General features: G+C 49.3%; 25 protein-coding genes. 9 read left to right on the top strand and 16 right to left on the bottom strand.

The window, feature by feature from the left end:
- Window positions 1-56 precede the first annotated feature (56 nt).
- The gene (gene pdaA, locus HP568_RS08540) at window positions 57-842 is read left to right on the top strand and encodes a delta-lactam-biosynthetic de-N-acetylase (protein ID WP_173628863.1); all 786 of its coding nucleotides are present in this window, start codon (window positions 57-59) and stop codon (window positions 840-842) included.
- Between the two features lie 70 nt (window positions 843-912).
- On the opposite strand, the gene aspA is transcribed toward pdaA, so the two are convergent.
- Window positions 913-2,337, bottom strand: a complete 1,425-nt coding sequence (gene aspA / locus HP568_RS08535) for an aspartate ammonia-lyase (protein WP_056486337.1) — start codon at window positions 2,335-2,337, stop codon at window positions 913-915.
- Between the two features lie 158 nt (window positions 2,338-2,495).
- On the opposite strand from aspA, the gene HP568_RS08530 reads away from it, so the two are divergent.
- Together HP568_RS08530 and HP568_RS08525 are read left to right on the top strand one after the other, a co-directional pair.
- Complete coding sequence (locus HP568_RS08530) at window positions 2,496-2,966, top strand: Gmad2 immunoglobulin-like domain-containing protein (protein ID WP_173628862.1); 471 nt, start codon at window positions 2,496-2,498, stop codon at window positions 2,964-2,966.
- A 363-nt stretch (window positions 2,967-3,329) separates the two neighbouring features.
- Entirely contained in the window at window positions 3,330-4,076 is a 747-nt protein-coding gene (locus HP568_RS08525; RefSeq protein ID WP_173628861.1) for a YwaF family protein, read from the top strand.
- Window position 4,077: 1 nt separating this feature from the next.
- On the opposite strand, the gene HP568_RS08520 is transcribed toward HP568_RS08525, so the two are convergent.
- Window positions 4,078-4,956: a LysR family transcriptional regulator gene (locus HP568_RS08520; RefSeq protein WP_048033627.1), complete on the bottom strand. Its 879-nt coding sequence runs from the start codon at window positions 4,954-4,956 to the stop codon at window positions 4,078-4,080.
- Window positions 4,957-5,101: 145 nt separating this feature from the next.
- Here HP568_RS08520 and HP568_RS08515 point away from each other — a divergent pair, with 145 nt between their 5' ends.
- Together HP568_RS08515 and HP568_RS08510 are read left to right on the top strand one after the other, a co-directional pair.
- A complete protein-coding gene (locus tag HP568_RS08515; RefSeq protein WP_048033628.1) occupies window positions 5,102-5,998 on the top strand; it encodes a DMT family transporter in 897 nt (298 codons plus the stop codon).
- 123 nt (window positions 5,999-6,121) lie between these two features.
- The gene (locus HP568_RS08510; protein WP_048033629.1) at window positions 6,122-6,601 is read left to right on the top strand and encodes an SRPBCC family protein; all 480 of its coding nucleotides are present in this window, start codon (window positions 6,122-6,124) and stop codon (window positions 6,599-6,601) included.
- A gap of 82 nt (window positions 6,602-6,683) precedes the next feature.
- Here HP568_RS08510 and HP568_RS08505 read toward each other — a convergent pair whose 3' ends face one another.
- Window positions 6,684-8,282 (bottom strand): amidohydrolase, encoded by a 1,599-nt coding sequence (locus HP568_RS08505; protein WP_173628860.1) that lies wholly within the window; start codon window positions 8,280-8,282, stop codon window positions 6,684-6,686.
- A 221-nt stretch (window positions 8,283-8,503) separates the two neighbouring features.
- Between HP568_RS08505 and HP568_RS08500 the strand changes: the two genes are divergently transcribed.
- On the top strand, window positions 8,504-9,814 hold the full coding sequence (locus tag HP568_RS08500; RefSeq protein WP_173628859.1) for an MFS transporter: 1,311 nt from the start codon (window positions 8,504-8,506) through the stop codon (window positions 9,812-9,814).
- A gap of 119 nt (window positions 9,815-9,933) precedes the next feature.
- Here the strand turns inward: HP568_RS08500 and HP568_RS08495 are convergent, their stop codons facing one another.
- From HP568_RS08495 to HP568_RS08475, 5 genes are all read right to left on the bottom strand, one after another.
- On the bottom strand, window positions 9,934-10,215 hold the full coding sequence (locus HP568_RS08495) for a hypothetical protein (RefSeq protein ID WP_047068137.1): 282 nt from the start codon (window positions 10,213-10,215) through the stop codon (window positions 9,934-9,936).
- Between the two features lie 281 nt (window positions 10,216-10,496).
- Window positions 10,497-10,847 carry a YolD-like family protein gene (locus HP568_RS08490; RefSeq protein ID WP_173628858.1) on the bottom strand — a complete coding sequence of 117 codons (351 nt, stop codon included), beginning with the start codon at window positions 10,845-10,847 and terminating at the stop codon, window positions 10,497-10,499.
- Window positions 10,844-11,215, bottom strand: a complete 372-nt coding sequence (locus HP568_RS08485) for a YhjD family protein (RefSeq protein WP_048033634.1) — start codon at window positions 11,213-11,215, stop codon at window positions 10,844-10,846. Before HP568_RS08485 ends, HP568_RS08490 begins: the two co-directional genes overlap by 4 nt.
- Window positions 11,212-12,453 (bottom strand): DNA polymerase IV, encoded by a 1,242-nt coding sequence (locus HP568_RS08480; protein WP_173628857.1) that lies wholly within the window; start codon window positions 12,451-12,453, stop codon window positions 11,212-11,214. Before HP568_RS08480 ends, HP568_RS08485 begins: the two co-directional genes overlap by 4 nt.
- 171 nt (window positions 12,454-12,624) lie before the next feature.
- Complete coding sequence (locus tag HP568_RS08475) at window positions 12,625-13,494, bottom strand: AraC family transcriptional regulator (protein WP_173628856.1); 870 nt, start codon at window positions 13,492-13,494, stop codon at window positions 12,625-12,627.
- A gap of 121 nt (window positions 13,495-13,615) precedes the next feature.
- Here HP568_RS08475 and HP568_RS08470 point away from each other — a divergent pair, with 121 nt between their 5' ends.
- Both HP568_RS08470 and HP568_RS08465 read left to right on the top strand, forming a co-directional pair.
- Window positions 13,616-13,978 carry a VOC family protein gene (locus HP568_RS08470; RefSeq protein WP_173628855.1) on the top strand — a complete coding sequence of 121 codons (363 nt, stop codon included), beginning with the start codon at window positions 13,616-13,618 and terminating at the stop codon, window positions 13,976-13,978.
- Window positions 13,979-14,010: 32 nt separating this feature from the next.
- Complete coding sequence (locus tag HP568_RS08465) at window positions 14,011-14,484, top strand: GNAT family N-acetyltransferase (protein WP_254551079.1); 474 nt, start codon at window positions 14,011-14,013, stop codon at window positions 14,482-14,484.
- On the opposite strand, the gene HP568_RS08460 is transcribed toward HP568_RS08465, so the two are convergent.
- From HP568_RS08460 to HP568_RS08430, 7 genes are all read right to left on the bottom strand, one after another.
- Window positions 14,481-15,986: a hypothetical protein gene (locus HP568_RS08460; protein ID WP_254551078.1), complete on the bottom strand. Its 1,506-nt coding sequence runs from the start codon at window positions 15,984-15,986 to the stop codon at window positions 14,481-14,483. The genes HP568_RS08465 and HP568_RS08460 overlap by 4 nt on opposite strands.
- Before the next feature lie 153 nt (window positions 15,987-16,139).
- The gene (recG, locus tag HP568_RS08455; protein ID WP_173628853.1) at window positions 16,140-18,194 is read right to left on the bottom strand and encodes an ATP-dependent DNA helicase RecG; all 2,055 of its coding nucleotides are present in this window, start codon (window positions 18,192-18,194) and stop codon (window positions 16,140-16,142) included.
- A 1-nt stretch (window position 18,195) separates the two neighbouring features.
- Window positions 18,196-19,080 carry an L-serine ammonia-lyase, iron-sulfur-dependent, subunit alpha gene (gene sdaAA, locus HP568_RS08450; protein ID WP_007728344.1) on the bottom strand — a complete coding sequence of 295 codons (885 nt, stop codon included), beginning with the start codon at window positions 19,078-19,080 and terminating at the stop codon, window positions 18,196-18,198.
- A 38-nt stretch (window positions 19,081-19,118) separates the two neighbouring features.
- Complete coding sequence (sdaAB, locus tag HP568_RS08445; RefSeq protein WP_173608118.1) at window positions 19,119-19,784, bottom strand: L-serine ammonia-lyase, iron-sulfur-dependent subunit beta; 666 nt, start codon at window positions 19,782-19,784, stop codon at window positions 19,119-19,121.
- A gap of 278 nt (window positions 19,785-20,062) precedes the next feature.
- The gene (locus HP568_RS08440; RefSeq protein ID WP_173628852.1) at window positions 20,063-20,920 is read right to left on the bottom strand and encodes a DegV family protein; all 858 of its coding nucleotides are present in this window, start codon (window positions 20,918-20,920) and stop codon (window positions 20,063-20,065) included.
- 47 nt (window positions 20,921-20,967) lie between these two features.
- Window positions 20,968-22,674, bottom strand: coding sequence for a DAK2 domain-containing protein (locus HP568_RS08435; protein ID WP_048033643.1), 1,707 nt, complete (start codon window positions 22,672-22,674; stop codon window positions 20,968-20,970).
- A gap of 13 nt (window positions 22,675-22,687) precedes the next feature.
- Window positions 22,688-23,053: an Asp23/Gls24 family envelope stress response protein gene (locus tag HP568_RS08430; RefSeq protein WP_007728362.1), complete on the bottom strand. Its 366-nt coding sequence runs from the start codon at window positions 23,051-23,053 to the stop codon at window positions 22,688-22,690.
- A 248-nt stretch (window positions 23,054-23,301) separates the two neighbouring features.
- Between HP568_RS08430 and rpmB the strand changes: the two genes are divergently transcribed.
- A complete protein-coding gene (gene rpmB, locus HP568_RS08425) occupies window positions 23,302-23,490 on the top strand; it encodes a 50S ribosomal protein L28 (protein ID WP_005831020.1) in 189 nt (62 codons plus the stop codon).
- 98 nt (window positions 23,491-23,588) lie between these two features.
- Here rpmB and spoVM read toward each other — a convergent pair whose 3' ends face one another.
- The gene (spoVM, locus tag HP568_RS08420) at window positions 23,589-23,672 is read right to left on the bottom strand and encodes a stage V sporulation protein SpoVM (RefSeq protein ID WP_005831022.1); all 84 of its coding nucleotides are present in this window, start codon (window positions 23,670-23,672) and stop codon (window positions 23,589-23,591) included.
- Window positions 23,673-23,678 lie beyond the last annotated feature (6 nt).

The raw sequence follows: 23,678 nt of genomic DNA, 5'->3' as shown, positions 1-23,678 counted from the left end.
TTGAGGGAATCAACTCCAATACATCATGACTTCGCTACAGAAGGGAGAGCTCATTATTGAAAAGACGATGGATCAAAAGCTTGTTGATCGGGATTAGCTTGGTGCTTACAAATGCCTTGCCAGTTGACTCGATTATGGCCTCACCAGATCACCCGTACCATTTTGGATTTAAAAAGAGCAAGAATGGTCAGTTACCCTCTATCAATGAGGAAGGTTTTAAAGGCATTGTGGATCGACACGGTGCGGTTTTTTTAGGAGATACTACAAAAAAAGAGCTTTACTTAACGTTTGATAACGGTTATGAAAATGGCTTTACACCAAAGATTTTAGATACCCTTCTCGCGAAAAAAGTCCCCGCTATTTTCTTTGTGACAGGACATTTTGTGAAGGAACAGCCGGAGTTATTAAAGCGAATGGCAAAAGAGGGGCATCTGATCGGCAACCATTCGTGGAGCCATCCTGATATGACGACCGTACCGAATCAGAAAATCAGAGATGAATTGACGAAAGTAAGTGATGCCGTCCAGCAAGTGACCGGACAAGCTACTATGCGTTATTTGCGACCTCCTAGAGGAATTTTCAGCGATCGCACTCTTGCTGTGACGAAAGAATTGGGCTATACCAATGTCTTTTGGTCGGTTGCCTATAAGGATTGGGATACCAAAGTCCAGCGTGGGGCAAAATACGCTTATGATAACGTGATGACCCAATTGCATCCCGGTGCTGTTATTCTGCTCCATTCTGTCTCCAAAGACAATGCAGAGGCTCTCGGGACGATAATCGATGAAGCACGCAAGCAAGGTTATGAATTCAAGAGCTTGGATCAGCTTCCGAAAAAGTAGTACAAACTCTTCCTTTTGCAAGCAAAAACTCCCGCTGCTTCGCATGTGCAAAGCGCGGGAGTTTTTCGGTTTAGTTGCGATCCAGCAAGGATGCTCCAGCAATACCTGGATGAGTCATTTCAAATGGATCGAGAATCAGATCCAGTTCTTCTTCTGTCAGTACATTGTGTTGCAAGCACAGCTCACGTACAGACTTTCCTGTCAAAATAGCTTCGCGGGCAATGCGTGCAGCAGTCTCATACCCGAGGTGAGGATTCACAGCAGTAATGACGCCAACGCTTTTTTCCACGTATTCTTTCATGCGCTCGCGGTTTGCTTCGATTCCTTCCAGGCAGTGACGCGTAAAGACATCGAATGCATTGTCCATAATGCTGATCGATTGCAGCAAATTGAAGACAAGCACTGGCTCCATAACGTTCAATTCTAGCTGACCTGCCTCGGATGCCAAACAAATCGTATGGTCATTTCCGATGACTTGAAACGCTACTTGGTTGATGAGCTCTGCCATAACAGGATTGACTTTTCCTGGCATGATCGAGGAGCCTGGCTGACGTGCTGGCAAGGAGATTTCACCCAGTCCAGCTCGAGGTCCTGATGCCATCAAACGCAAGTCATTCGCGATTTTAGACATATTCATCATGCAAACTTTAAGTGCTGCTGATACTTCTGTATACGCATCTGTGTTTTGTGTAGCATCCACGAGATGCTCTGCACCTGTCAGCGGGAAGCCCGTGATGTCAGCAAGATGCTTAACTACTGTGGTAATGTAACGAGGATCAGCATTCAAACCCGTTCCTACCGCAGTCGCTCCCATATTCACTTCGTACAAATGCTGACGAGATTGCTTGATACGCTTGATATCGCGCTCAAGTACTCGACGGTATGCTTCGAATTCTTGGCCCAAGCGAATCGGAACCGCATCCTGCAAATGCGTTCTTCCCATTTTAATGACATCATCGAATTCTTTTGCTTTTTGACCAAATGCATCATGCATCTTATCCATCGTCACAAGCAGCTTTTCCAACAGGGTGAGTGTTGCAATATGAATGGCTGTTGGGAAAGCATCATTGGTGGACTGAGACATGTTAACATGTGTATTGGGGCTCAAGTGGAAATAATCCCCTTTTTTCTCACCAAGCATTTCAAGACCGCGGTTCGCGATTACTTCGTTGGCATTCATATTGATTGAAGTACCTGCTCCGCCCTGAATCGGATCGACGATAAATTGATCATGCCATTTTCCTTGCATGATTTCTTCCGCCGCAGCGACAATTGCATTTCCTAAACGCGGATTCAATCTGGAAACTTCCATATTTGCCATCGCAGCTGCTTTTTTAACCATTGCCATTGCATTGATGAGGGAAAAATGAAGACGATACCCGGTGATTGGGAAGTTTTCCGTTGCTCGCATCGTTTGCACGCCATAATAAGCATTTACTGGAATTTGCTTCTCGCCGAGAAAGTCTTTTTCCACTCGAAACGTCTGTTGTTCCATTCTTATCAGACCAGCCTTCTAGGAATAATGGTTGCTACTTCCTCTCCATTCTACCACAGTTTGACGCAGGAAGACCTATCCACCTGAAACCTCTTATTTGTTTTTACGTCTTATTATATGTAGGTACCATTTCATACCAGACAGAATCGAGGGATACCATGAAAAAAATGCTTTTGCTGCTGTTGACGATTGGCTTGCTGCAAGGATGCACAAGTGGCACAAATAGCCCTGCCACTCCAACAGAACAACAGAAGCCACCCGCAACCACGCAACCACCTACAACGCCTGAGAAGCCACCAACGGAACAACCAGCTCAACAGGAGACTGTCTATGCCAATGATATTTTCCGCAATGTCACTGTGAAGAAGACCGCCCAAGACACGTTTGAAATCAAAGGACAGGCGAGCGTATTCGAAGCTGTACTCAATTATGTCGTAGAAGATGGACATAACGAGCTGACGCAAGGTTCCGTGCAGGCTACGACCGCTGCTCCTGATTGGGGCGATTTTACCCATACACTGAAAGTAAAAAAAGCGGAGCCGAACAGCACACTGACACTGATCTTGTTTGAAACAAGCATGAAAGACGGCAGCCGAAGAATGGAACTCATCATTCCACTCCCGGAATAAGGCCTGTAAAAAAATCAGACCCTCTCTATGAAAAAGAGAGGGTCTGATTGAAAGGGTCTATTATTAGATAGCAGTAGACAGTCAGTTGCCGTATGCCTTGCTGTTACTTTTACTCGCCTTTTTCTTCCTTGAAGCATTCCATGCAGAGCGCACCATTGTTCTCGATTTCATACTCGGTCAAGCGAGCCTGGCAAGACTTGCATTGTTTTTCCGTGAGCACTAAGTTCAAGACTATATCTCCTCTCAATGATGTAACGTAGTCTATTTATATTATAACCAAAGATTTATATGAGACAAAGAGCTATCTGTTAAAATTTCGTGAATTTTCAAATATAAAAAACAATAAACAAAGAGGAGATCATCATGACCTCACCCTATTTTTCACTTTTCCTGACAGGAGAGCCGTTTCGGCTGTTTTCCACTTCTCACGTTATCACTTTGATTCTTGTGCTCTGTCTGGTCGTGCTCACCTATTTCTTTCGACAAAAGCTCCAAGCCCCGACAACTCGACTCGCCACGCGTTACGTACTTGCGGGAATCTTGCTTTTGTCAGAGATTTGTTATCAGCTTTGGCATGTTTATACCGAGAGCTGGACGGCTGCTTACACATTGCCCTTGCAGTTGTGTAGCGTGACGCTCCTTCTTTCTACCGTGATGCTGGTGACGAGAAGCTACGGGCTGTATGAGATTACGTTTTTTGCCGGGATTGGCGGCGCCATGCAGGCATTGCTTACCCCCGAGTTGTTTTATCCATTTCCGCATTTTCGCTTTGTGCATTTTTTTGTAGCCCACGCGGGAATCGTCCTTGCTTGCCTGTACATGACGTGGGTAGAAGGCTACCGTCCGACTGTCCGTTCGATTTGGAAAACGATGGGCTTTTTAAACCTGCTATTGCTCGTCGCACTTTTCGTCAACCAATGGACGGGCGGAAATTACTTATTTGTCTCGCGCAAACCGGACAATCCCAGTCTGATTGACTTTTTGGGCCCGTATCCGTGGTACATCGTTTCGTTGGAAGGTGTAGCGCTCGCGTTGTTTTTCTTGTTGTACCTGCCCTTTGCTCGAAAGCAGTCGTTGGCGAAGGAAGTCAGGAGCGATTTGTCTGTCTGAATTACGCCTGCTGCTCGTTTACCCAATCGGTTACAAACTGCAAGAAGCGTTTGGCAGCCGGTGACTGCTTGGAAAAAGAGGTTGCTGCCACCCCCAGCGAACGGTAATGCTCCCCTTCAAGCGGGATCATCCGGATATTTGCAGGCAAGCGGAACAAAATCATTTCTGGAAGGATGCTAATCCCGAGGCCATTTTGCACCATAGCAATAATCGCGTGGTCATCTCCCACTTCATATTTGATGCGCGGCTCGATCTGATACTCGGCCAACAAGCGCTGTATATCATTGTCACAGCCCGTCTTCGGCATAATAAATGTTTCTTCGGCCAATCGGCTCACATGCACCCGCTCCTCTCCGTAGAGCGGGTGTTCCTCTGTCACCAGCAAATACATCTGATCCTTTTTTAAAGGAATACATTCCAAATCCTCTGTTGTCGGTAAGGAGACAAAGCCGAAATCAATCTCTCCGGTTTGAATCCAGCTCTCAATTCCATCGTAATAACCTTCCATCAGCTTAATCTCGATCGCCGGATACTGGTCTTGGAACCGCTTGAGGATTCCGGGAAGCCATTGCGTGGATACACTCGTGAACGTCCCAATTCGCACCGTCCCGACCTCCAACCCGTTGATGGCAAACACCTCTTGTTTCATCCGCTCATGGCAGCGCAACGTCTCACGCATGTAAGGAAGCAGTCGCTCCCCATTACTCGTGAGGCTAATGCCCGATCGTCCTCTGGTCAAAAGCGAAAACCCAAATTCCCGCTCCAAACTCGCAATCGCATGGCTGATCGCTGATTGTGTCAGACCTAGTATTTCGCCAGCTTTGGTTAAGCTCCCTGACTCCATAACGGTGATGAATACCTCAAACTTGTTCAAACTCACCCTTCTTCGTCCCCTTTACATGAATCCGATTCATGAAAATCATCACAAACATTCATTTTTCTTATTTAAACGATACTCGTATACTGTTTATGGCGCAACACTGATTAGGACCCGCTTTTACCCGGGCAAGGAGGCTTATCCCATCATGAAACCGCAAGTAAAAGCCGATTTGGCTATGATTTTGGTCACCCTGTTTTGGGGGACCTCGTATGTGTTTATGCAAATGGGATTGAAGGATTTGGAAACTTTCAATCTGATCGGTATCCGCTTTGGCATTGCTTTTCTACTGGCAGCCGCCTTGTTCCATAAACGCTTGCGTGTCACGAATCGAAAAACATTGCTCCATGCGTTCGTACTCGGTGCGCTCCTTTTCGGGGTTTTTGCCACCATCACGAACGGAGTGAAATCAACAACGGCTTCCCAGGCAGGCTTTCTCGTTAGCTTGACCGTTATCTTCGTTCCGCTCTTATCTATTCTTTTGAGAAACCGTCCTGAAAAAAGAGTCTTTGTCGGCGCTGGACTGGCCATGATCGGCATCGGCCTGCTCACACTAAGCGCTGAATTTCGCATCAGCCAAGGAGACCTTTTGTGTATCGCTGGTGCCCTCTTTTACGCTACACATATTACCGTAACAGGCCGATGGGCCAATCAATCGGATACGATCCAGTTGGGGATTTACCAGCTTGGCTTTACAGCACTGCTGGGCATTGTTTTTTCTTTTGCGTTGGAGACTCCCACATTGCCCCAGACTACAGAGGCTTGGATCGCCGTACTCGCCCTTAGCGTATTGTGCAGTGCAATTGGCTTTGTCGTACAAACGGTGGCCCAAAAATATACGACCGCCACGCACACGGGTGTTATTTTTTCCTTGGAGCCAGTCTTTGCAGCCCTGTTTGCCTTCTTGGTTACAGGCGAAACACTGTCTATTCGCGGGTACATAGGCGCAGGTCTCGTTTTGATCAGTGTACTGATTGCGGAAATCGATGTGAAGAGCTTGCTGCGCGGAAAGCAGTTGACAAAAAACCCGACTCACTTATCCTGAGTCGGGTTTCGCTTATGGGTCATGCAAGAGAGCAATCTGTAAGAAATCCATGCCTGATTGATTTGCTATGATTGAAAAAATGGGTTTATTCATGACGAAGCTAGTTACTATGGAGGGATGGAAATGAACGTAAACAATGAAACAAACAAATTCGCAACACAAGTAGGTGACTGCGAGATTGTGATCACCCGCGTTTTTAATGCTCCACGCGATCTTGTGTTTGATGCTTGGACGAAAGAGGAAAACCTTTCGAAGTGGTGGGGGCCTCGAGGTTTTACGACCACTTCCCAGAAGTTTGATCTAAAACCGGGCGGTACATGGCAGTTTATCATGCACGGTCCTGATGGCGTTGATTTTCCCAACACCAACGTCTTCGTCGAGGTCGTTGAACTCGAGCGGATCGTCTTCAAGCATACTGTGTTTCCTCATTTTCTTGCGACAGCCATCTTTGAGGATCTGAATGGCAAAACCAAACTCACTTATCGCACCGTTTTTGAAGAACCTGCCGCTGTGTTTGATAAGGTGAAAACATATGCCGTCCCTGGTGCCGAACAGACCATGGATCGTCTTGAAGAACACCTGGCAAGTATATCTGAAAAGTAGATCGTTCCATAAAACAGCGGCAATCCAGGACTTTACTTCATTGTCCAAGGACAGCCGCTGCTCTGATTTTCGGGTTATTTTTTCAAGACGTATAGCAAACTTTTCCGCCAATGATGGTCATCATGACCTTAGTCGAGAGCAGCTCGTCTGGATCGATGGTAAACAGGTCTTTGGAGTAGACGGTCATATCTGCATATTTTCCACGAGACAGCGTGCCTTTGACATGATCTTCGTTCGTCACCTGCGCACTGCCTAATGTAAACAGATGAATGGCTTCCTCCATCGTCAGTTTTTCTTGTGGGAAGTATCCATCGTGTGTTTCTCCCGGTGCTTTGCGCGTGACGGCTGCGTGTATCCCCAACAGAGGATCGATAGGTTCTACTGGTGTATCCGAGCCCGCAGCGCAAATGATTCCGTCATTCATCATCGTTTTCCAGATGTAGGAGTACTGAATCCGCTCCTGTCCTACGCGATCCATCACCCACGGGAAGTCTCCTGCAAGAAAACGCGGTTGGATATCTGCGATGCGATGAGGATGCTTCAAGCGGTCCAGCAGATCTGGTCGCAAGATTTGAGTATGAATGAGGCGGTCCCGATAAGCGACTGCCGGGAACTGATCCAAGCTGTCTAGCACCATTTCCAGCGCTTTGTCGCCAATGGTGTGTACGGCTATGGGCATCCCAAGTCCACGTGCTTGTCGAACCAGCTCTGTCAGCTCGTCTTGTTTATGCACAGGATAACCGCAGGTACTCGGATCATCAGCGTACGGAGCTGACAGGTAAGCCGTCCTGCGTCCTAATGCCCCATCTGCAAAGATTTTCACCGCACCGATTTGCACATGAGCGTTTCCGTAACCTGCCGTCATGTTTAAGTCGCGCAGCTCATGCATATGCGGATAGTAGACAAGCAGGTTGCTGCGCAGTGCAAGCTCTTCGCCATTGATGAGCTCATCATAGAGCCGATACGTTTGCGCAAGTCCGCCCAATTCACGCAAATCCTCCGTATGCGCCCCTGTCAATCCATGCGCCATTGCATAGCGAATCGAGCTGCGCAGGCTTTGCTTCAACTGATCGTAGGCAGGTCTCGGAATATGCTTCGTAATCAGGTTGGAGGCAGTTTCTAGGAGCATACCTGTTGGCTTTCCGCTCACAGGATCATGTACAATGACTCCCCCCGCAGGCACCTCCATGTCACGATGATAGCCACATAGCTCCAATGCCTTGCTGTTTACCAAATTCGCATGACCACATATTCGTGCCAGAAGAATCGGGCAATGCGGGGCAGCTTGATCAAGCTCTTCAATGGCAGGAATGCCCCCACCATCCGCGAACAAATTCTCATCCCAGCCATAGCCTTGTATCCACGCATTTTCAGGTGTGGCTTGCGCTTTTTCTTTTAAGAGAAACAACATCTCATCCTTGGAGCGAGCTTTGCTCAAATCCAGCTGCAAAAAGGTGAGACCGAGCCATCCCAAGTGCAGGTGGCTGTCAATCAATCCCGGGGTAGCGGTATATCCTTGCAGATCAATGACCGTTGCATCACTACCTCCGTATTGAAGAAGCATGTCCGCATCGCTGCCCAAGTCATGGACAATACCATCCCGAACGACCAACGCTTGTACGAACAAATGCCTGGAGTCTCCTGTGTAAATGCGTCCATTTCTAAAAATGGTTGTCGCCATCTCGTGACCTCTTTTCTGTTCACTTCTGTATTTTCGTATGCCTATCCTCTCTTAATTTGTTTGCTGCTAGTCGTTTTCCTCCCTGAAATGAAATAACGTTCAAAAAATTGCGTACTTCGCTTTTTTGCTTGGGAAAACATGGTGTTTACTTACTTCCCTGTTGAAAGCAGCAGCGGTAGGGCACGTTATGTTCATGTCCTATTTTTGCGCGGAGGGAACGTATGCAGCAAAAAACAAAAAAACGCCTTCCATCCTTCCTTCAAATGCAGGAGTCCACTGGTCTGAAAATGTCGCGCCACGAGCCTTCTCAGGAAAAGCCATCAGGTCGTCTAGACAATCAAGCCAAGCTACTGCTCCTGGTCAACGCTGTATTCATTGCCGCTGGCGCCCTTTCTGGCACGTTTGTAAACGTCTATTTATGGAAAGTAAAGAGTCAATTTGCACCGATCGCTTGGTTTACTTTTTCCGCCCATCTTGCAGGTGCTCTTACCTTCTGGCTTGCTGGCTGGTACGTCAAGAATTTGAACAAAATGAATGTCTTGCGTGCCGGAATGGCGGTTTCTGCCCTTTTTTATTTGCTCGTTCTTCTGGCGGGTCCAAAGGCCGTCTCTTATGCTGTACCGCTTGGGCTCGTTCAGGGTATGGTGAGTGGATTTTTCTGGCTTTCTTTTAATGTGGTATACTTCGAAATCACGAATGCCGATAACCGTGACCTTTTCAACAGTTGGGCAGGGTTGCTTGCTTCCATTGGCGGCATGCTCGCGCCCTGGATATCAGGGTTGCTCATTACACGGCTTCCAGGGAATAGCGGCTACTCCCTTATTTTCGGGATCTCTCTTGCGCTATTTGTCGTCGGCGTGTTCATCAGCTTTTTTCTGAAAAAACGCCAATCGGAAGGGACGTATGCCTGGAGCTTTTCCTTACGTTGCTTGCGTGATCAGCCCGAGTGGCGCTGGGCAGCTGGCGCTTTGGCTGGTCAAGGACTGCGTGAAGGCGTATTCGGCTTTGTGATCGGTCTACTCGTCTACATTTCCACGAAAAGCGAGATGACTCTCGGCAACTACTGGTTGATTACATCTGCCGTCGGACTGGTGAGCTACTTTCTGATCGCCAAATGGTTCACTCCTCGCTATCGCAAGTGGGGAATGCTCGCTGGTTCTGTCATCATGTGGGGGATTCTCTTTGTATTTTTTTGGCAAGTGAGCTTTACGACACTGATTATTTTCGGGATTGCCGTGTCCATCGCTTATCCGCTGTTTTCAGTGCCCATGCTCTCCACGATTTTTGATCTGATTGGCACAAACGAAGAGAGCGCACGTAATCGGGTCGAGTATGTCGTACTGCGAGAGTTCGCTCTGGACGTTGGTCGGTTGGTGGGGATTCTGGTCTTTCTGCTAGTAACGTCTTTAAGCGTCTCTCCCCTCACGCTGAACTGGTTGATTCTGTGTATCGGAATCGGTCCACTCATCGCGTGGGTGTGCATGACCAAGCTATTTCGTCACGTCCCTGCTGCTAAAAAAGCAGACAACTGAACGAAGCGTTCACCAAAACAAAACCCGCTTCGGCTGACTTGCCTAGCGGGTTTTAACAACAAAAAACCTTTCCCCCTTGGAAGCTAGCTCCTACGGGAAAGGTTGCGTTGGTTTTTCGATTATGATTGGGCTACTTTTTCTTTCGCTTTCGTTACGATGTGGTGACCGAGCGGCAAGCCGCGCTGCTCCAGCTCATCAGCTGTCACAATATGGAGCGTCTCACTTTTACACGGCATGGGCATCAATCCGCCCAATGGACTCATCACTCTTCCGATCGTGTCTGTCTCAATGAGCACGTACAGGCCTTTTTCCTCCAATTGTTGCATGAATTCTCCCCAACGCTTGGAAGTAATTTGATCGGCGTGCTTGGTGAATATGACACCCATTTCTTGTGCTAGCATGTAAAATCTCCTTTGTTCTATCCGTCAAATATATGCTTCAAAAGATAATCTAACAATACAGGGAAACCTCCCTTCTGGCAAAATCCGTGTAAGCCAAAAAAACACGAAAAACGGTTGTTTTTGACCGCTTTTCGTTTCAGGAATCTCACATCTTCCTCGCACACACCGTTTCAACGCGGCACGCTGTTTTTTGCCGCTTGCTTTTGAAAAAGAGGCCTATTTTTGCCGATTTCCTGCGTAATTCTCATGCCTTGCCCATCATGTACCTGTATTTCCTCGATTTAGAAATTCATTGTCAGCTCCACATGCAGCAGCCTAGTAAAAGGAACCCAATGAATCTCAGAGCCTGCCCGAAGCTTGAGGCGTCTCGCCGCTTGATCAATATGGATGATGCGGGCAGACAGGCGTCGCGGCTCTCGCCCGTCATAATAGGTCAGCGTCAGGGGGCTCTCTGTCTGGAACGCCTGCCATACCAGCTCGCTCAAGGCGCTAAGCTGCTCCTGATCCAGCTCGGGTGGTACATAGCGGCGCTCTTCTTCCTTGATGCGCAAATACATTTCCCGATGCTCCGGCAGTACAAACCGACTGGCCACGAATACATTTTCCTTTTTGGACACGCGTTTTTCCCTCATCGCTTGTTCTCTCCTCGCTGTTCATATCGGGTCCACAAATGGACGAGCTCCTGACACTCTGCCCGCAATACCTCAATCGTATAGATCGCTTCTCGCACGTACCCGCGTTGTCGATAGTGGACGACATACATATGTCCCTGACGTCGTGAGCTGACGACTGTGCAACCTCGCTGCCGCAAGATGCGGCGCAGTTGGTGATGCTGCCGCTCCGCCCACCGCGAGAGCTCCTCGAACATCATCTGATAAGAAAACTTCAACGGCACAATCCGCATCTGCCCCAGATCGGCCATGACTGCCCGAAACAAAATGCCAAATAAAATATACTGGCGTATCAATTCCTGCTCGTCTGACACCATCGGCTCCGTCACTTGTAGTGTCCTCCGATTTTACGTGCGCGCTCTTTCGCCTGTCCCGCTTCCAAGACAGAGGTGGCGCGCAGGATGGCGTCCTGACCGTATCGGGTCCGGATATCATCCATGGCTTGTGCCAACGAACGCCGCTTGTGATTATCCGTAAACAGATTCAGTTGCACCACGTTGTCAGGGACAAGCTGCCCCAAATTGACCCCGATACTGCGGACAGGCGTTTCCTGCCAGTGACGGTCAAACAGAAAGCAGGCCGCTTCGTACAAAGTCATGGCATCATTTGTCTGTTCCGTGAGCTTCATCTGCCGCCCAAAGCCTGTTCCAGCAGCCAAATCGGCCCCACGACAGCCCACAGACAGAATGGAGCCCATCAGCTCCTTTTTCCGCGCCCGACGGCACACTTCTTCGCACAGTTCTAAAAGCACCACTTTGATTTCCGCCGCTGTATGGTAATCCCGAGGCAACGTCATGTGATGACCGATCCCTTTTTGTGAATCATAGGAATCCAAAGCCACAGGTGAATCGTCGATTCCGTGAGCCGTGCGCCACAGCACTTCCCCGTTTACCCCCCAATGTCGGGAGAGAATGGCTGGCCTCATATCTGCAAGCTGCCCGATCTGATAGACGCCCATTCGATGAAAATGCCGCTTCATACGTGAGCCTACCCCGAACAGCTTTTCAATCGGAAGCTTCCAGAGCGTATCCGCTAACGTCTCCCGTTTGAGCCAAAAAACGCCTTCTTCCCGTTTCTTGGCGAAATTGTCACAGGCCATCTTGGCCAGTACCTTGTTCTCTCCGATGCCTACCCGACAGTTGATTCCCGTCTCCATCCAGACGCGCTGCCGAATCTGTGCAGCCATCTGCAGCGGATCACCAAACAGATGGACGCTGCCTGTCACGTCGAGAAACTGCTCATCGATCGAGTACGGCTCCACCTTGTCAGTAAATGCCTCGAATATGCGAGTGATTTGCATGGAGATGCGAATGTACATCTCCATGCGCGGACGAACGACGACGAGCTGGCGACACTTTTGCTGCGCCTGCCATAGCGCTTCGGCAGCGACCACTCCGTATGACTTGGCAATCGGACACGCTGCCAGCACAACTCCGCTGCGCCGCTCTGGATCACCTGCGACGACAATCGGCTTGTTTCGCAGCTCTGGATTGGCCCCTTTCTCGATACTGGCATAAAAGCTCTGCATGTCGATCAAAAACACGATCCGCTTGTTCGCATTGGACACACGATCATCCCCTAATAAGAACTTATGTTCCTGTTTTGCTTTGTTCTTATTATAGCAAACAAACGTTCGCTTTTATGCCTGTCTCGCGCAAAAAAAAGTTGGTAATTATTTCTTCCCGGATAAGCACGCGTCAGTAGGTGTTCCGCAGGCGAGAGCGAATCCAATAAGGGGTTACTTTTTCACGACAGGAATCCAGATTTCGCTTCGAAAGGTTGGTGATGAAATCTCTTTATTTTCGTTCCACAAAATCTCTGGACCCTCAGCCTGTTCATAACCAGAGGATAAAAACCATTCCGAATAAATCCGGGCCCAGACATCTTGCAGCGTGTCAGGAAAAGGACCCACTGCTTCGAAGACCGCCCAGGTGGAAGCAGGAACTTCGAGTACCGCCAGATTGTCCGGACAAGCTTTTGTAGTGGCTACGCCGATATAGTGATCGAGCTCGCCATATTCCAACCGACCTTCTGAAAAGTTCGTGGACGCACTGATCAGTCCAAGTGGCTTGACATCGGATAGCGACTTCAGTTGCTCAATCATCTCCCTATTTAATGAAGCCCACATGGCCGCAATCTCTGGATTGACTCCACGATAAATCAACGGAACTCTTTTTTTCAGACCCACTATGCGAAATGCCTCTTTTTCTTCCATGCGATAGTTCATGGCACTGCCTCCTTTAATGGATAGATGAAAGGTCATTCGCGGATAAGCCTTCAAGGAATGGCCGATATGTCTGGCTTCAGTCGGAGTGACTCCATGCACATTCTGAAAAGCTCTGGTAAAGGAGTCAGCCGATCCGTATCCGTATTTGATCGCAATGTCAATGACCCGCTCGTTGCTGTCCGCCAGTTCAAAAGCTGCAAGCGTAATGCGCCAACGCCGGATATACTCGGATAGCGGAACACCAGCCAGAAAAGAAAACATCCTTTTGAAGTGATACTCGGAGCAGCAAGCTACCCGAGCGATTTCTTTGTAGTCAATCTCGCTTGTCAAATTGTCTTCGATGTAGTCCAGAGCCTCATTCAGCTTTGCAAGCAAATCCATGGTAATGACCTCTCTTTCCCCCTCAGAATAGCAGATGCAAAATCGGGCAATCCGACATTTCGTGCACAATTATGACGGGTCGGCCTTGTGAAAAACACCCTTTGAAAGGAGCTTTATCATAATGACAACCACTTCCCCCCTGCTCCCCCAAATCGGAGCCATTTTTGTAGCCGTTAGCGACATCGAGCGCGCACGCGACTGGTACTGCCGCCTATTGGGCATTCCCACGGACGGTGAAATTATGTTCGGGCATATCTACTGCATTCGCTTACAAAGCGGACTGACGCTCGTTCTGGACAGCAAAATCTTTCCGAAGCGCATCACAGATGATGCTCCTTTGTTTCATTTCAACACACAGGATATCGAAGCCTCTTATGCCTTTCTCAAGGAGAGCGGAGTCGAAGTCGTCACTCCTATCCAGCATGGCCACTGGTTCAACTTCCGCGATCCCGACGGCAATCTGATCATGGTAAGCCAATGTTAAACAAAAGAGGAGATACACACATGACTATCCACTTGCGCCCCACTACACCAACAGACATTCCATTCGTATGCGAAGTAGAAAATGCGCCAGAGAATACCCCGTTCATTATTCCGTGGAGTGAAGATCGGCACCACAACGCTCTTGGCGACCCGGACATCCTCCATATGATTGCCGAAAAAAAAGAAACAGGCCACCCCGTCGGCTACGTGATCATCGCCGGGCTGACCAATCCTCATCAAAGTATTGAGCTTATGCGTATTACAATCGCAGTGAAGGGGGAAGGCTACGGTCGCAACATCCTGCGCCAGATCAAGCAGTGGGCATTCATCGAGCAAAAAGCCCATCGACTCTGGCTGGATGTAAAAGAAACGAACGACCGCGCCCGCAGCCTTTACTTATCCGAAGGGTTTCACATAGAGGGCACCTTGCGCGATTGCCTAAAAGCTGGCGATACTTACGAATCCTTGATCATTTTATCGATGCTGGCAACGGAATATGACGCCTAGCGGGCAAATGCGTCCGGAGTCGTGACGTACAGCCATTTGCCGTCGTTGCTAGCTCCCAAAATCGAAACACTTGCTGGCAGTCCTTTCACCAGCACAGATTGTTGCTTACGATCGGCATCGAACAGGAAGAGCGACGACACGGACTCCGCTCCTTGTTCAGCTTTTTCCCAATCGATATAAACCAAATGGTGAGTGCCTGGAATCCATATCGCTTCTGGCTTCATTTCCATCAGTTTGACGTCGCCTTTAAACACCCCTGCATTCCAATACATTTGATAGGCGCCATCCGTCGACTGGATATAGCCAGACCACGCTTCTTTGGGGACCGGTGGATTCCAGCTAATCACCTTGCCTGACTGCCAATCGTATCGTTGACGAAGCTCTTCAAAGCTTTCTTCCTCTGTTCTCATTTCAAACGTCGCGTAACGTCCATCATCCATAAAACTGACGGGCTGGACTTGCCCATTCATCTCATCTGTTGGAACCCATCCTTTGATGACACCTGGGAGGCGCCGTTCTTTTCCAGTCGCCAAATCATACACGACCAGATCGAGATCCTTTTTCTGTTCGGTCTTGCCTACTGCCATCAATACATGCTTGCGATCATGGCTAAAGCTGGCTCCATGTACGTATCCATCTACCTTGACACGAGTGGCAAACTCGCTTTTCGGTACTTCTGTCCCTTTCGGTGGATACGCGAAAAAGAAGCCGCGACGATCTGCCATGAAGTCGCCTGTACCGCTATAGTTGTCAGTCAGCTCCATTGGATAAGCAGTCAGCTCTTTTGACTGTGTGTCATAAATCGAATACAGCATGGGGAACCGGGCATCGCACTCACAATATTCTGTAAATCGCTCCAGCAGTACATACCGTTCCTCAGGATCGATAAACTCCATGGGAGTCCTGACGGCAAAGTCCGTCATTTTTTCTTTTACCTTGCCATCGACTGAGACTCGCCAAATCTGAGCTGGAGCAAACACCACCGCTGAGAAATCATTCGTATCGTCAAACACGTTTCCCTTTACCGTCTTCGCTCCTGCTACGTTTACAACATATTCCGTCCAGCTTCTGTCTTTGGCAAGCGTATCAGGAAGGGTAGCCAGCAATTGCAGTTGACGGTCGTGCACCCAGTGAAACGTAAAAATCGGCTCCACGAATCCCAAGTCCTCTTTTTTGGTCTCTTCCTGGACATTTTTGCGAATAGCTGCTTCGACGGTTCCACGGTTCACGGCCTCCTTAAAAAAGAGGGTGTACACCTGTGGTGCGGGTCCCACGACCGTTCTTCGAGGAGAGCGGAGCTGTGGAGCATCGTTTAGCTGAATGACCACGTCTTCTTTCATCGCCGCGTAGTCGTAAGGCAGTTCCTTTTGCTTCCATTCCTTTGTTGTTTGGCTGGTCGTATGGGATGGGCCAGTCTGAGCAATCCGACTGTCCGTGGAAGTTGCTTGCGCGAAGTCGGATCCTGTCATGATAAGCAATGCGAACACAATGGACATACTCATTCCTCGAATTTTTCGCAAAGACAAAAAACTCGCCTCGCTTCCTAGAAAAATTTACCTTACAGAGGATAGACGTCGATAGCCTGCTTAAGGTTTCACCCCACAAAAGAAAAAGCCTCCCCACACGCTTGAAGTGGGAAGGCCTTCCTTCATTTCCTAATCGAAGACGACACCTTCCAGCACGCCCTCATTCTTCAAATAGTCACGCAGCCAGTGATACTTTTCGTCGCGCCAGAAGGAGTCCTCTGCTACCAGCTTGACAGTCTCCTGTCTCGCTACCTCCAGCGCTTTATAATCACTTAATAGATCAGCGACTTTAAACTCCGGCAAGCCGCTTTGCTTTGTCCCGAAAAAATCACCCGGTCCGCGCAATTCTAAATCGCGCTGCGACAGCTCAAATCCATCCGTCGTCTCGCACATGACACGCATCCGCTCTTTTCCGATCTCTGATTTCGGATCGGCGATCAACACACAATACGACTGTTCAGAGCCACGACCTACCCGCCCACGCAATTGGTGAAGCTGAGCAAGACCAAACCGCTCCGCATCATAAATGACCATATAGGTGGCATTCGGCACATTCACACCGACCTCTACGACCGTTGTACTGACCAGAACAGCGTGCTCTGCCGCGAGAAAGGCTTGCATAACTGCATCCTTTTCCTTCGCTGGCAATCGCCCATGCATCAAGCCTACGCCGAATTCAGGGAAAATGTGTGTGAGCTGAGCATGTACATCAATCGCATTTTGCACATCGAGCTTTTCCGACTCCTCAATGAGCGGGCAAATCACGTAGGCCTGCCGTCCTTTGCGCAGCTCATCCCGCATTTGCTCCAACACAGCCGGAAACTGATCATGCTTTTTCCATGTCGTCTCAATTGGTTTGCGCCCCGCAGGCATTTGATCAATCGTCGAGACGTCCATGTCGCCAAATGCCGTAATGGCCAGTGTTCTCGGAATTGGCGTTGCAGTCATAAACAAGACATCAGGCGACAAGCCTTTATTCCGTAAAATTCGCCGCTGCTCCACACCGAATCGGTGCTGCTCGTCCGTAATCACGAGACCAAGCCGTGAGAAAAAGACATCCTCTTGAATGAGCGCATGGGTACCGACCACGACATCAATTAACCCCATTTGCAGAGAGCCAATGACTTCGCGTCTACGTTTCGCCGTCAGGGAGCCTGACAAGAGCGCGACCTGAATGCCATAATCGGACAAGAGCTTCGTCAACGACTGCACATGCTGCTCGGCGAGAATCTCCGTCGGTACCATCAGCGCTCCCTGATAGCCTGCTTTCACCGCAGCAATCAGCGCGATGGCAGCTACAACGGTTTTCCCCGAGCCTACGTCCCCTTGCAGCAGCCGATTCATCGCATGAGGAGCCCGCATGTCGTCCAATATTTCTTTTACCACTCGTTTCTGCGCTTCTGTCAGCGGGAACGGCAACCCTTTGACAAATTCCCGTACCTCTTCCATCGGGATCGCCAAAGCAACGCCTTCCGTTTGCTGTCGGTTAATCTTGCGCAGTGTTTGCATTTTCAACTGGAATAAGAAAAGCTCCTCGAACATAATCCGTCGCCGCGCTTGACGACCATCTTCTGCATTTTCCGGAAAATGAATCGAATGAAAAGCATGCATCCGCGGCATCAGTCGGTAGCGCTCCACAATATCCGCAGGAAGGATCTCAGGAATCTCCTTGCCGTACTGACGCAACGCCTGTTGAATGGTTTTGCGCAGCAGTGTATGCGTCACATCGCCGCCAAGTGGATAGACAGGGGCGAGCTCACCTCGTTTTGTCGCACGTTCGGAGTCTACTTCTGTCATTTCACTCACAGTAATCTGTAGCTTGTGCTTGTCCCATTTTCCTGTAACGAGTATTTCCTTGCCGGGCGACAGCCTGCTTTTGACAAACGTCTGATTGAACCAGACAGCCGTCACCACGACACGATCCATGACAACCTTGACCGACAGTCGTGATTTTCTTTTTCCATAAAAACGAACAGAGGGTTCGCCGTACACCGTACCTGCCAGCGTGACCCTCTCTCCGTCTTTTACTTCTGTCAAATCGCGCACACGGTAATCTTCATAGCGAGACGGGAAATACTCCAGCAAATCACCAATGCTGTTGATTCCCAGTCCTGCAAATGCCTTCGCCCGCTCTTCCCCTACCCCGTGCAAAAGGGAGACGGGCGATTGATATGCACCAGCCATCTTACTTCTCCATCCGTACACCGAACACTTTGGCTTCGATCATGCGGCCCGTTTGCGTGGCAGCAAGACCACCCTGTGCGGTTTCCTTCAGCGTAGTCGGCATGGCGCAGCCGATTCGGTACATGGCCTCGATGACTTCATCTGTCGGGATTACGCTCTTGATGCCTGCCATCGCCATATCTGCGGCTACCGTCGCAATCGCTGCTCCCATCGCATTTCGTTTGACACATGGTACTTCAACCAGTCCGGCTACGGGGTCACAGACCAGACCGAGCATATTTTTCAACGCGATCGCTACTGCTTGGGCAGATTCCTCAGGCGTACCGCCAGCCATTTCTACAATCGCCGCAGCAGCCATGGCCGTTGCAGAGCCCACCTCTGCCTGGCAACCACCCGCAGCACCCGAAATGAATGCGTTATTGGCAATGCAATACCCGATAGCGCCTGCCGTAAACAAATAATTAACCATTTCCTCACGGGTCGGCTGCAGCTTGTCAGATACGGCAAACAGCGTCCCTGGTACAATACCGCATGCTCCTGCTGTCGGCGTTGCGACAATCGTACCCATTGCTGCGTTTACTTCGTTAACCGCCACGGACATCGAGACGGCATTCAAAAGGGTGGGACCAGACAAAAACGTCTTGGTCTCCATATATGTTTGCAGCTTCTTCGCATCGCCGCCCGTCAACCCGCTATGCGAGCGAATATCTTCGGTAAGTCCGCGACGCACTGCTTTTTCCATCACATCGAGGTTGGCGTACATATCTTGCATAATGGCATCCCGACTGCGCTGGGAAACTTCCATTTCTGCTTCAATCATCACCTCGGAGATTTTCTTCCCCTGGGATTCGGCCAACTCTACTAGTTCAGCCACATTACGAAACATCTGGTTGTTCACTCCTCTAATCCTGCTCGTCCTTTTGCTTAGTTCAATGCGAGCAGGGATACGTCAAAGATATGGGGGATTTGACGAATTTCCTCCAGCACTTCCGGCGAGATCGTCGAATCCGTTTCAATTGCCATCAAAGCACGCGAACCACGTGTATGTCGAGACACTTCCATGAGCCCCACATTAATGTTGTGCTGGGTCAGTACCTTTGCCACAGCCGCAATCATCCCAAAGCGATCCTCATGCAAGACCAAGAGTGTCGGTGTATCGAAGCCCAACTGAAAGGAAAACCCGTTCACTTCCAACACTTCGATCTTCCCGCCACCAATGGAAACACCAACGATTTCAATCTGACGCTCATCATCAGACAGCTTGATCCGCGCCGTGTTCGGGTGCTCTGTCAAAACGTCAGAGGTAGATAACTCCACTTCCATGCCCGCTTTTTCTGCAATCACCAGCGAATTTTTCAGACGCAAATCTGACGTGTCAAAGTCAAGGATTCCTGCAACAGTCGCCACATCAGAGCCATGTCCTTGATACGTTTTTGCAAATGAGCCGTAAAAAACAATTTCTGCTCGCAAAGGCATTCTGCCAAACAGCTTGCGAGCCACACGACCGATACGAGCTGCACCAGCCGTATGGGAGCTAGATGGCCCAACCATGATTGGACCGATAATATCAAATACGCTTTTGTACTTCACCGGTTCTCCTCCTGAATCACAAGGGGTTCAACAAGATTCACTCTCATTGTATCCTACAGCCTGTGAAAGCGCTACAGAGGAAACTGTACGTAAAGCAATCATAACCGATTTACGCAGACAACATGCAGTCAAATCAGGCTAAATGAAAAAACTCCCTCTGAGAAGAAGAGGGGCGTAACTCTTCTTTATCGTTGCTCGACGCCGATAATCACCAAAACCCCTGTATAAAAAAGAAGCCCCCTGTCTTCAGGGAAGCTCCTCTCCATACCATATATGCCTTACTTATCTTTTACCATGACAATCCCAAGTAGCCCTGGACCTGTATGTGTACCGATCACGGGACCAATCTGTTCCAACCAAGAGTCCGTTACCGTAAACTCTTGCTTGAGTCGCTCCAAGAGCTCAGCCGCTTGCTCTGGAACACTGCTGTGCAGCACAGCGATTTTCACCGGGTTCCCTTGCGCGTATTCCTGCAAAGCTTCAAATACGCGATTCAGAGCCTTCTTCGTCCCTCGTACCTTGTCAAAAGCAGACACGTACCCAGCGGTATCCAGTGTCAAAATCGGCTTGATATTCAAGAGCGAACCGATGACAGCAGATGCTTTGCCGATCCGACCGCCTTTTTGCAGGAACTCCAGCGTATCCACAATAAAGTATACCTGCACCTCATCCAAATAACGATCAATCTGATCCAGAATCTGCTCCTTGTTCTTGCCTGCTTGTGCGGCTTTTGCAGCCTCCACGCAGATCATTCCATGAACAAACGAAGCTTTGCGGGAATCGATCACCGTAATGTCGATATTTTCATCCAACATCGACTTGGCGATCATCGCTGATTGATACGTACCCGATAAGGAACCCGATAAGAGTATGGCAATGATTTGCACGTCCTTGCCATATTTCTCATAGATCGCTTTGTACGCTTCGGCAAATTCAAGCGGAGACGGCTGCGAGGTTGTCGGCATCACGCTCGATTGCTTCAGCTTCTCGAAAAACTCTGAAGACGAGATAGTGACTGCGTCCACATACGTTTCCGCCCCAAACATGATTTTCAACGGGACGGCCACGATCCCCAATGACTGCCTCACAGACGCATCGATATCGGACGCGCTGTCGGTAAGAATCACAATTGGCATTCTCGATCGCTCCTCTCCCTATTTGTTCGTATTCAAAAAGTTGGCTTTTACTCGACAGAAAAAATAAATGGATACAACGGTTGACCGCCTGCCTGGATCTCAACTTCCACATCCGGGTATGCATCGGACAAAGCTTTTTCCAAAGCATGAGCCTGATCTTCCGTCGCATCTTCTCCTAAGAATATCGTCACGATTTCGGAGTCTTCATCCACCATTCCCAAGAGTAGCGTCGTTGCGCAAGCTAGCAAGTCGGGACCTGCTGTGACGATTTCTTTCTCAGCCATGCCGATAAAATCGCCTTCTTTGATTTGTACCTCACCCATTTGCGTGTCGCGAACCGCGTGCGTCACCATACCTGTTTTCACTTGGGCAATCGCCTTGGTCATCGCTTGGGCGTTCGCTTCCGGTTCAACATCTGCACGGAAGCTGACCAGTGCTGCCAATCCCTGCGGAATGCTCTTCGTCGGTACGACAGTTACAGGAACCTCAGCAAGCTCGGATGCCTGCTGTGCTGCCATGATGATATTGCTGTTGTTTGGCAGGATGATGATGTGCTGGGCATTCAGTCCTTCGATGGCCTTCATGAAGTCCTCTGTGCTCGGATTCATCGTTTGGCCGCCCTCTACTACTACATGCACACCCATGCTGCGCAGAATCGTAGCGATTCCCCCACCAGCAGCTACCGCGATCAATCCGTATGGAAGCAGTTCTGTAGCAGGCTGAGCGGCTGTTTCTGGCTTCGCCTGTCCTTTGTTCTCTTCCGCTTTTAAGATGTTCGCATGCTGCTCGCGCATGTTTTCTATCTTCAGTCGATGCAGGCTGCCGAATTGCTGAGCGTATTGCAGTACGCTTCCCGGATGCTCTGCATGAATATGTACCTTGATGACTTCATCATCAGAGACGACCAGTAGTGAATCGCCCATCGTATCCAGATGGCTGCGGAACAGCGCTTCTGAGAAGGGCTTTTTGTTCGGCTCGGTGCTATGCGCGACATGAACCATAAATTCCGTACAGTACCCGTACGTGATGTCTTCTGTTTTCATGTGGATTTGAGCATGATGCTGCTCAGAAATGAGCTTGTCCAGCTCTTCCTGACCCATTTTAGGTATCGAACGCTCACGATCAGCGGATAGCTCTTCCCCGCGCAATGCTCGCAAAAACCCTTCATAAATAAACAAGAGACCTTGTCCACCTGAGTCGACTACGCCCACTTCTTTTAGAACAGGCAGCATTTCCGGCGTACGCAACAGCGTAGCTTGCGCCTGCTCGTATGTTTTTTCCATGACAGAGATAATATCATCTGACGTGCGCGCTGCACGCACAGCCATCTCCGCCGCTTCACGGGCAACAGTCAAAATCGTGCCTTCTACCGGCTTCATCACTGCCTGATACGCAGAGTCAACACCAGCTTTCAAGGCATCGGCAAACTGACGGGCGTTAACCTCATCTTTTCCATTGACTGATTTGCTGAAGCCGCGGAATAACTGGGACAAAATCACGCCGGAGTTACCGCGCGCGCCCATTAACAGACCTTTTGCCAAAGCAGCTGCCGATTCAGTGATTCGGGGGGATTCTTTTCGAGTCAGCTCCTCCACACCGGAAGAGAAAGTCAAATTCATGTTTGTCCCCGTATCGCCATCCGGCACAGGAAAGACGTTTAATCCATCCACTACTCTGACGTTGTCGGATAAAAGGTTCGCCCCCAGGTAAACCATCCGGCTAAACAGCACGCCATCTAGACGCGTATGTACCAACTGATGTTCCTCCTTACATATCCCTGTCTGTACGAACTCCCTGCACAAAAATATTAACAGCAGTCACATCAATGCCTACCGTTTGCTCCAAGGTATATCGAACACGGCGTTGTACGTTGCCTGCCACCTCGGAAATTTTCACGCCATAGCTGACGATAATGTGCATGTCCAATACTACTTCGCCATTTGTGTTATGAACGACGACACCTTTGCTCAGGTTGTCTCTTCCTAACAGTTCAGCGATTCCATCTTTCAACGCTTTGCGAGAAGCCATGCCCACAAGTCCAAAAACTTCCATGGCCGCGCCGCCAGCGATCCGTGCGATCACGTCTTCTGTAACATCGATCTTTCCTAGCGATGTATTCATTTCCACTGTCATGCAAGGACTCCTCCTCTGTTAAACAGCTTGACCGTCATAGGTAAGCGTAACCATGCTTCCTTACAATTCTACACTAACACAAAAGAGAAATGAAGCGTTTTGTCGATCCTATCAACCCTATGAGAAAGACTGGGTAAATCATCTTGTCAAGTATTGCAATTGACAGCAATGTTGTGCTAATATAGTCGAGTATTTGTATTTCCCACAAAGGAAATCCCGTTTAGATGTAACAAGGGAGGTGGATCGTAATGGCACGTCGTTGCTTTGTAACAGGTAAATCTGCTAAAGCTGGAAACGCTCGCTCCCACTCCATGCGCGCAACTCGCCGCACCTGGGGTGTCAACGTACAAAAAGTGCGCATTCTCGTAAATGGAAAACCGAAGCGCGTTTATGTAAGTACTCGAGCACTGAAATCCGGTCTCGTAACTCGCGTATAGTTGATCTCAACTATGCGAAAAAAAGCACCCTCGAGGTGCTTTTTTGCATTTCTCCCGGTTCTCCACTCTTCTCCCAAAGGAGGCTCGGGGCCGAAGCTTCACTTTTTCTTGTTGAACGCCTCGATGATGCCCCGAATCATGCCACCCAGGAACTTCGGCAACTTGATGGTGTAAAACCGCATGCTACC

The organism is Brevibacillus sp. MS2.2 (genome assembly GCF_013284345.1).
GTDB classification, from domain to species: Bacteria; Bacillota; Bacilli; order Brevibacillales; family Brevibacillaceae; genus Brevibacillus; species Brevibacillus brevis_C.
The sequence above is the reverse complement of the archived record's forward strand: the minus strand, read 5'-3'. Positions and strand labels throughout refer to the sequence as shown.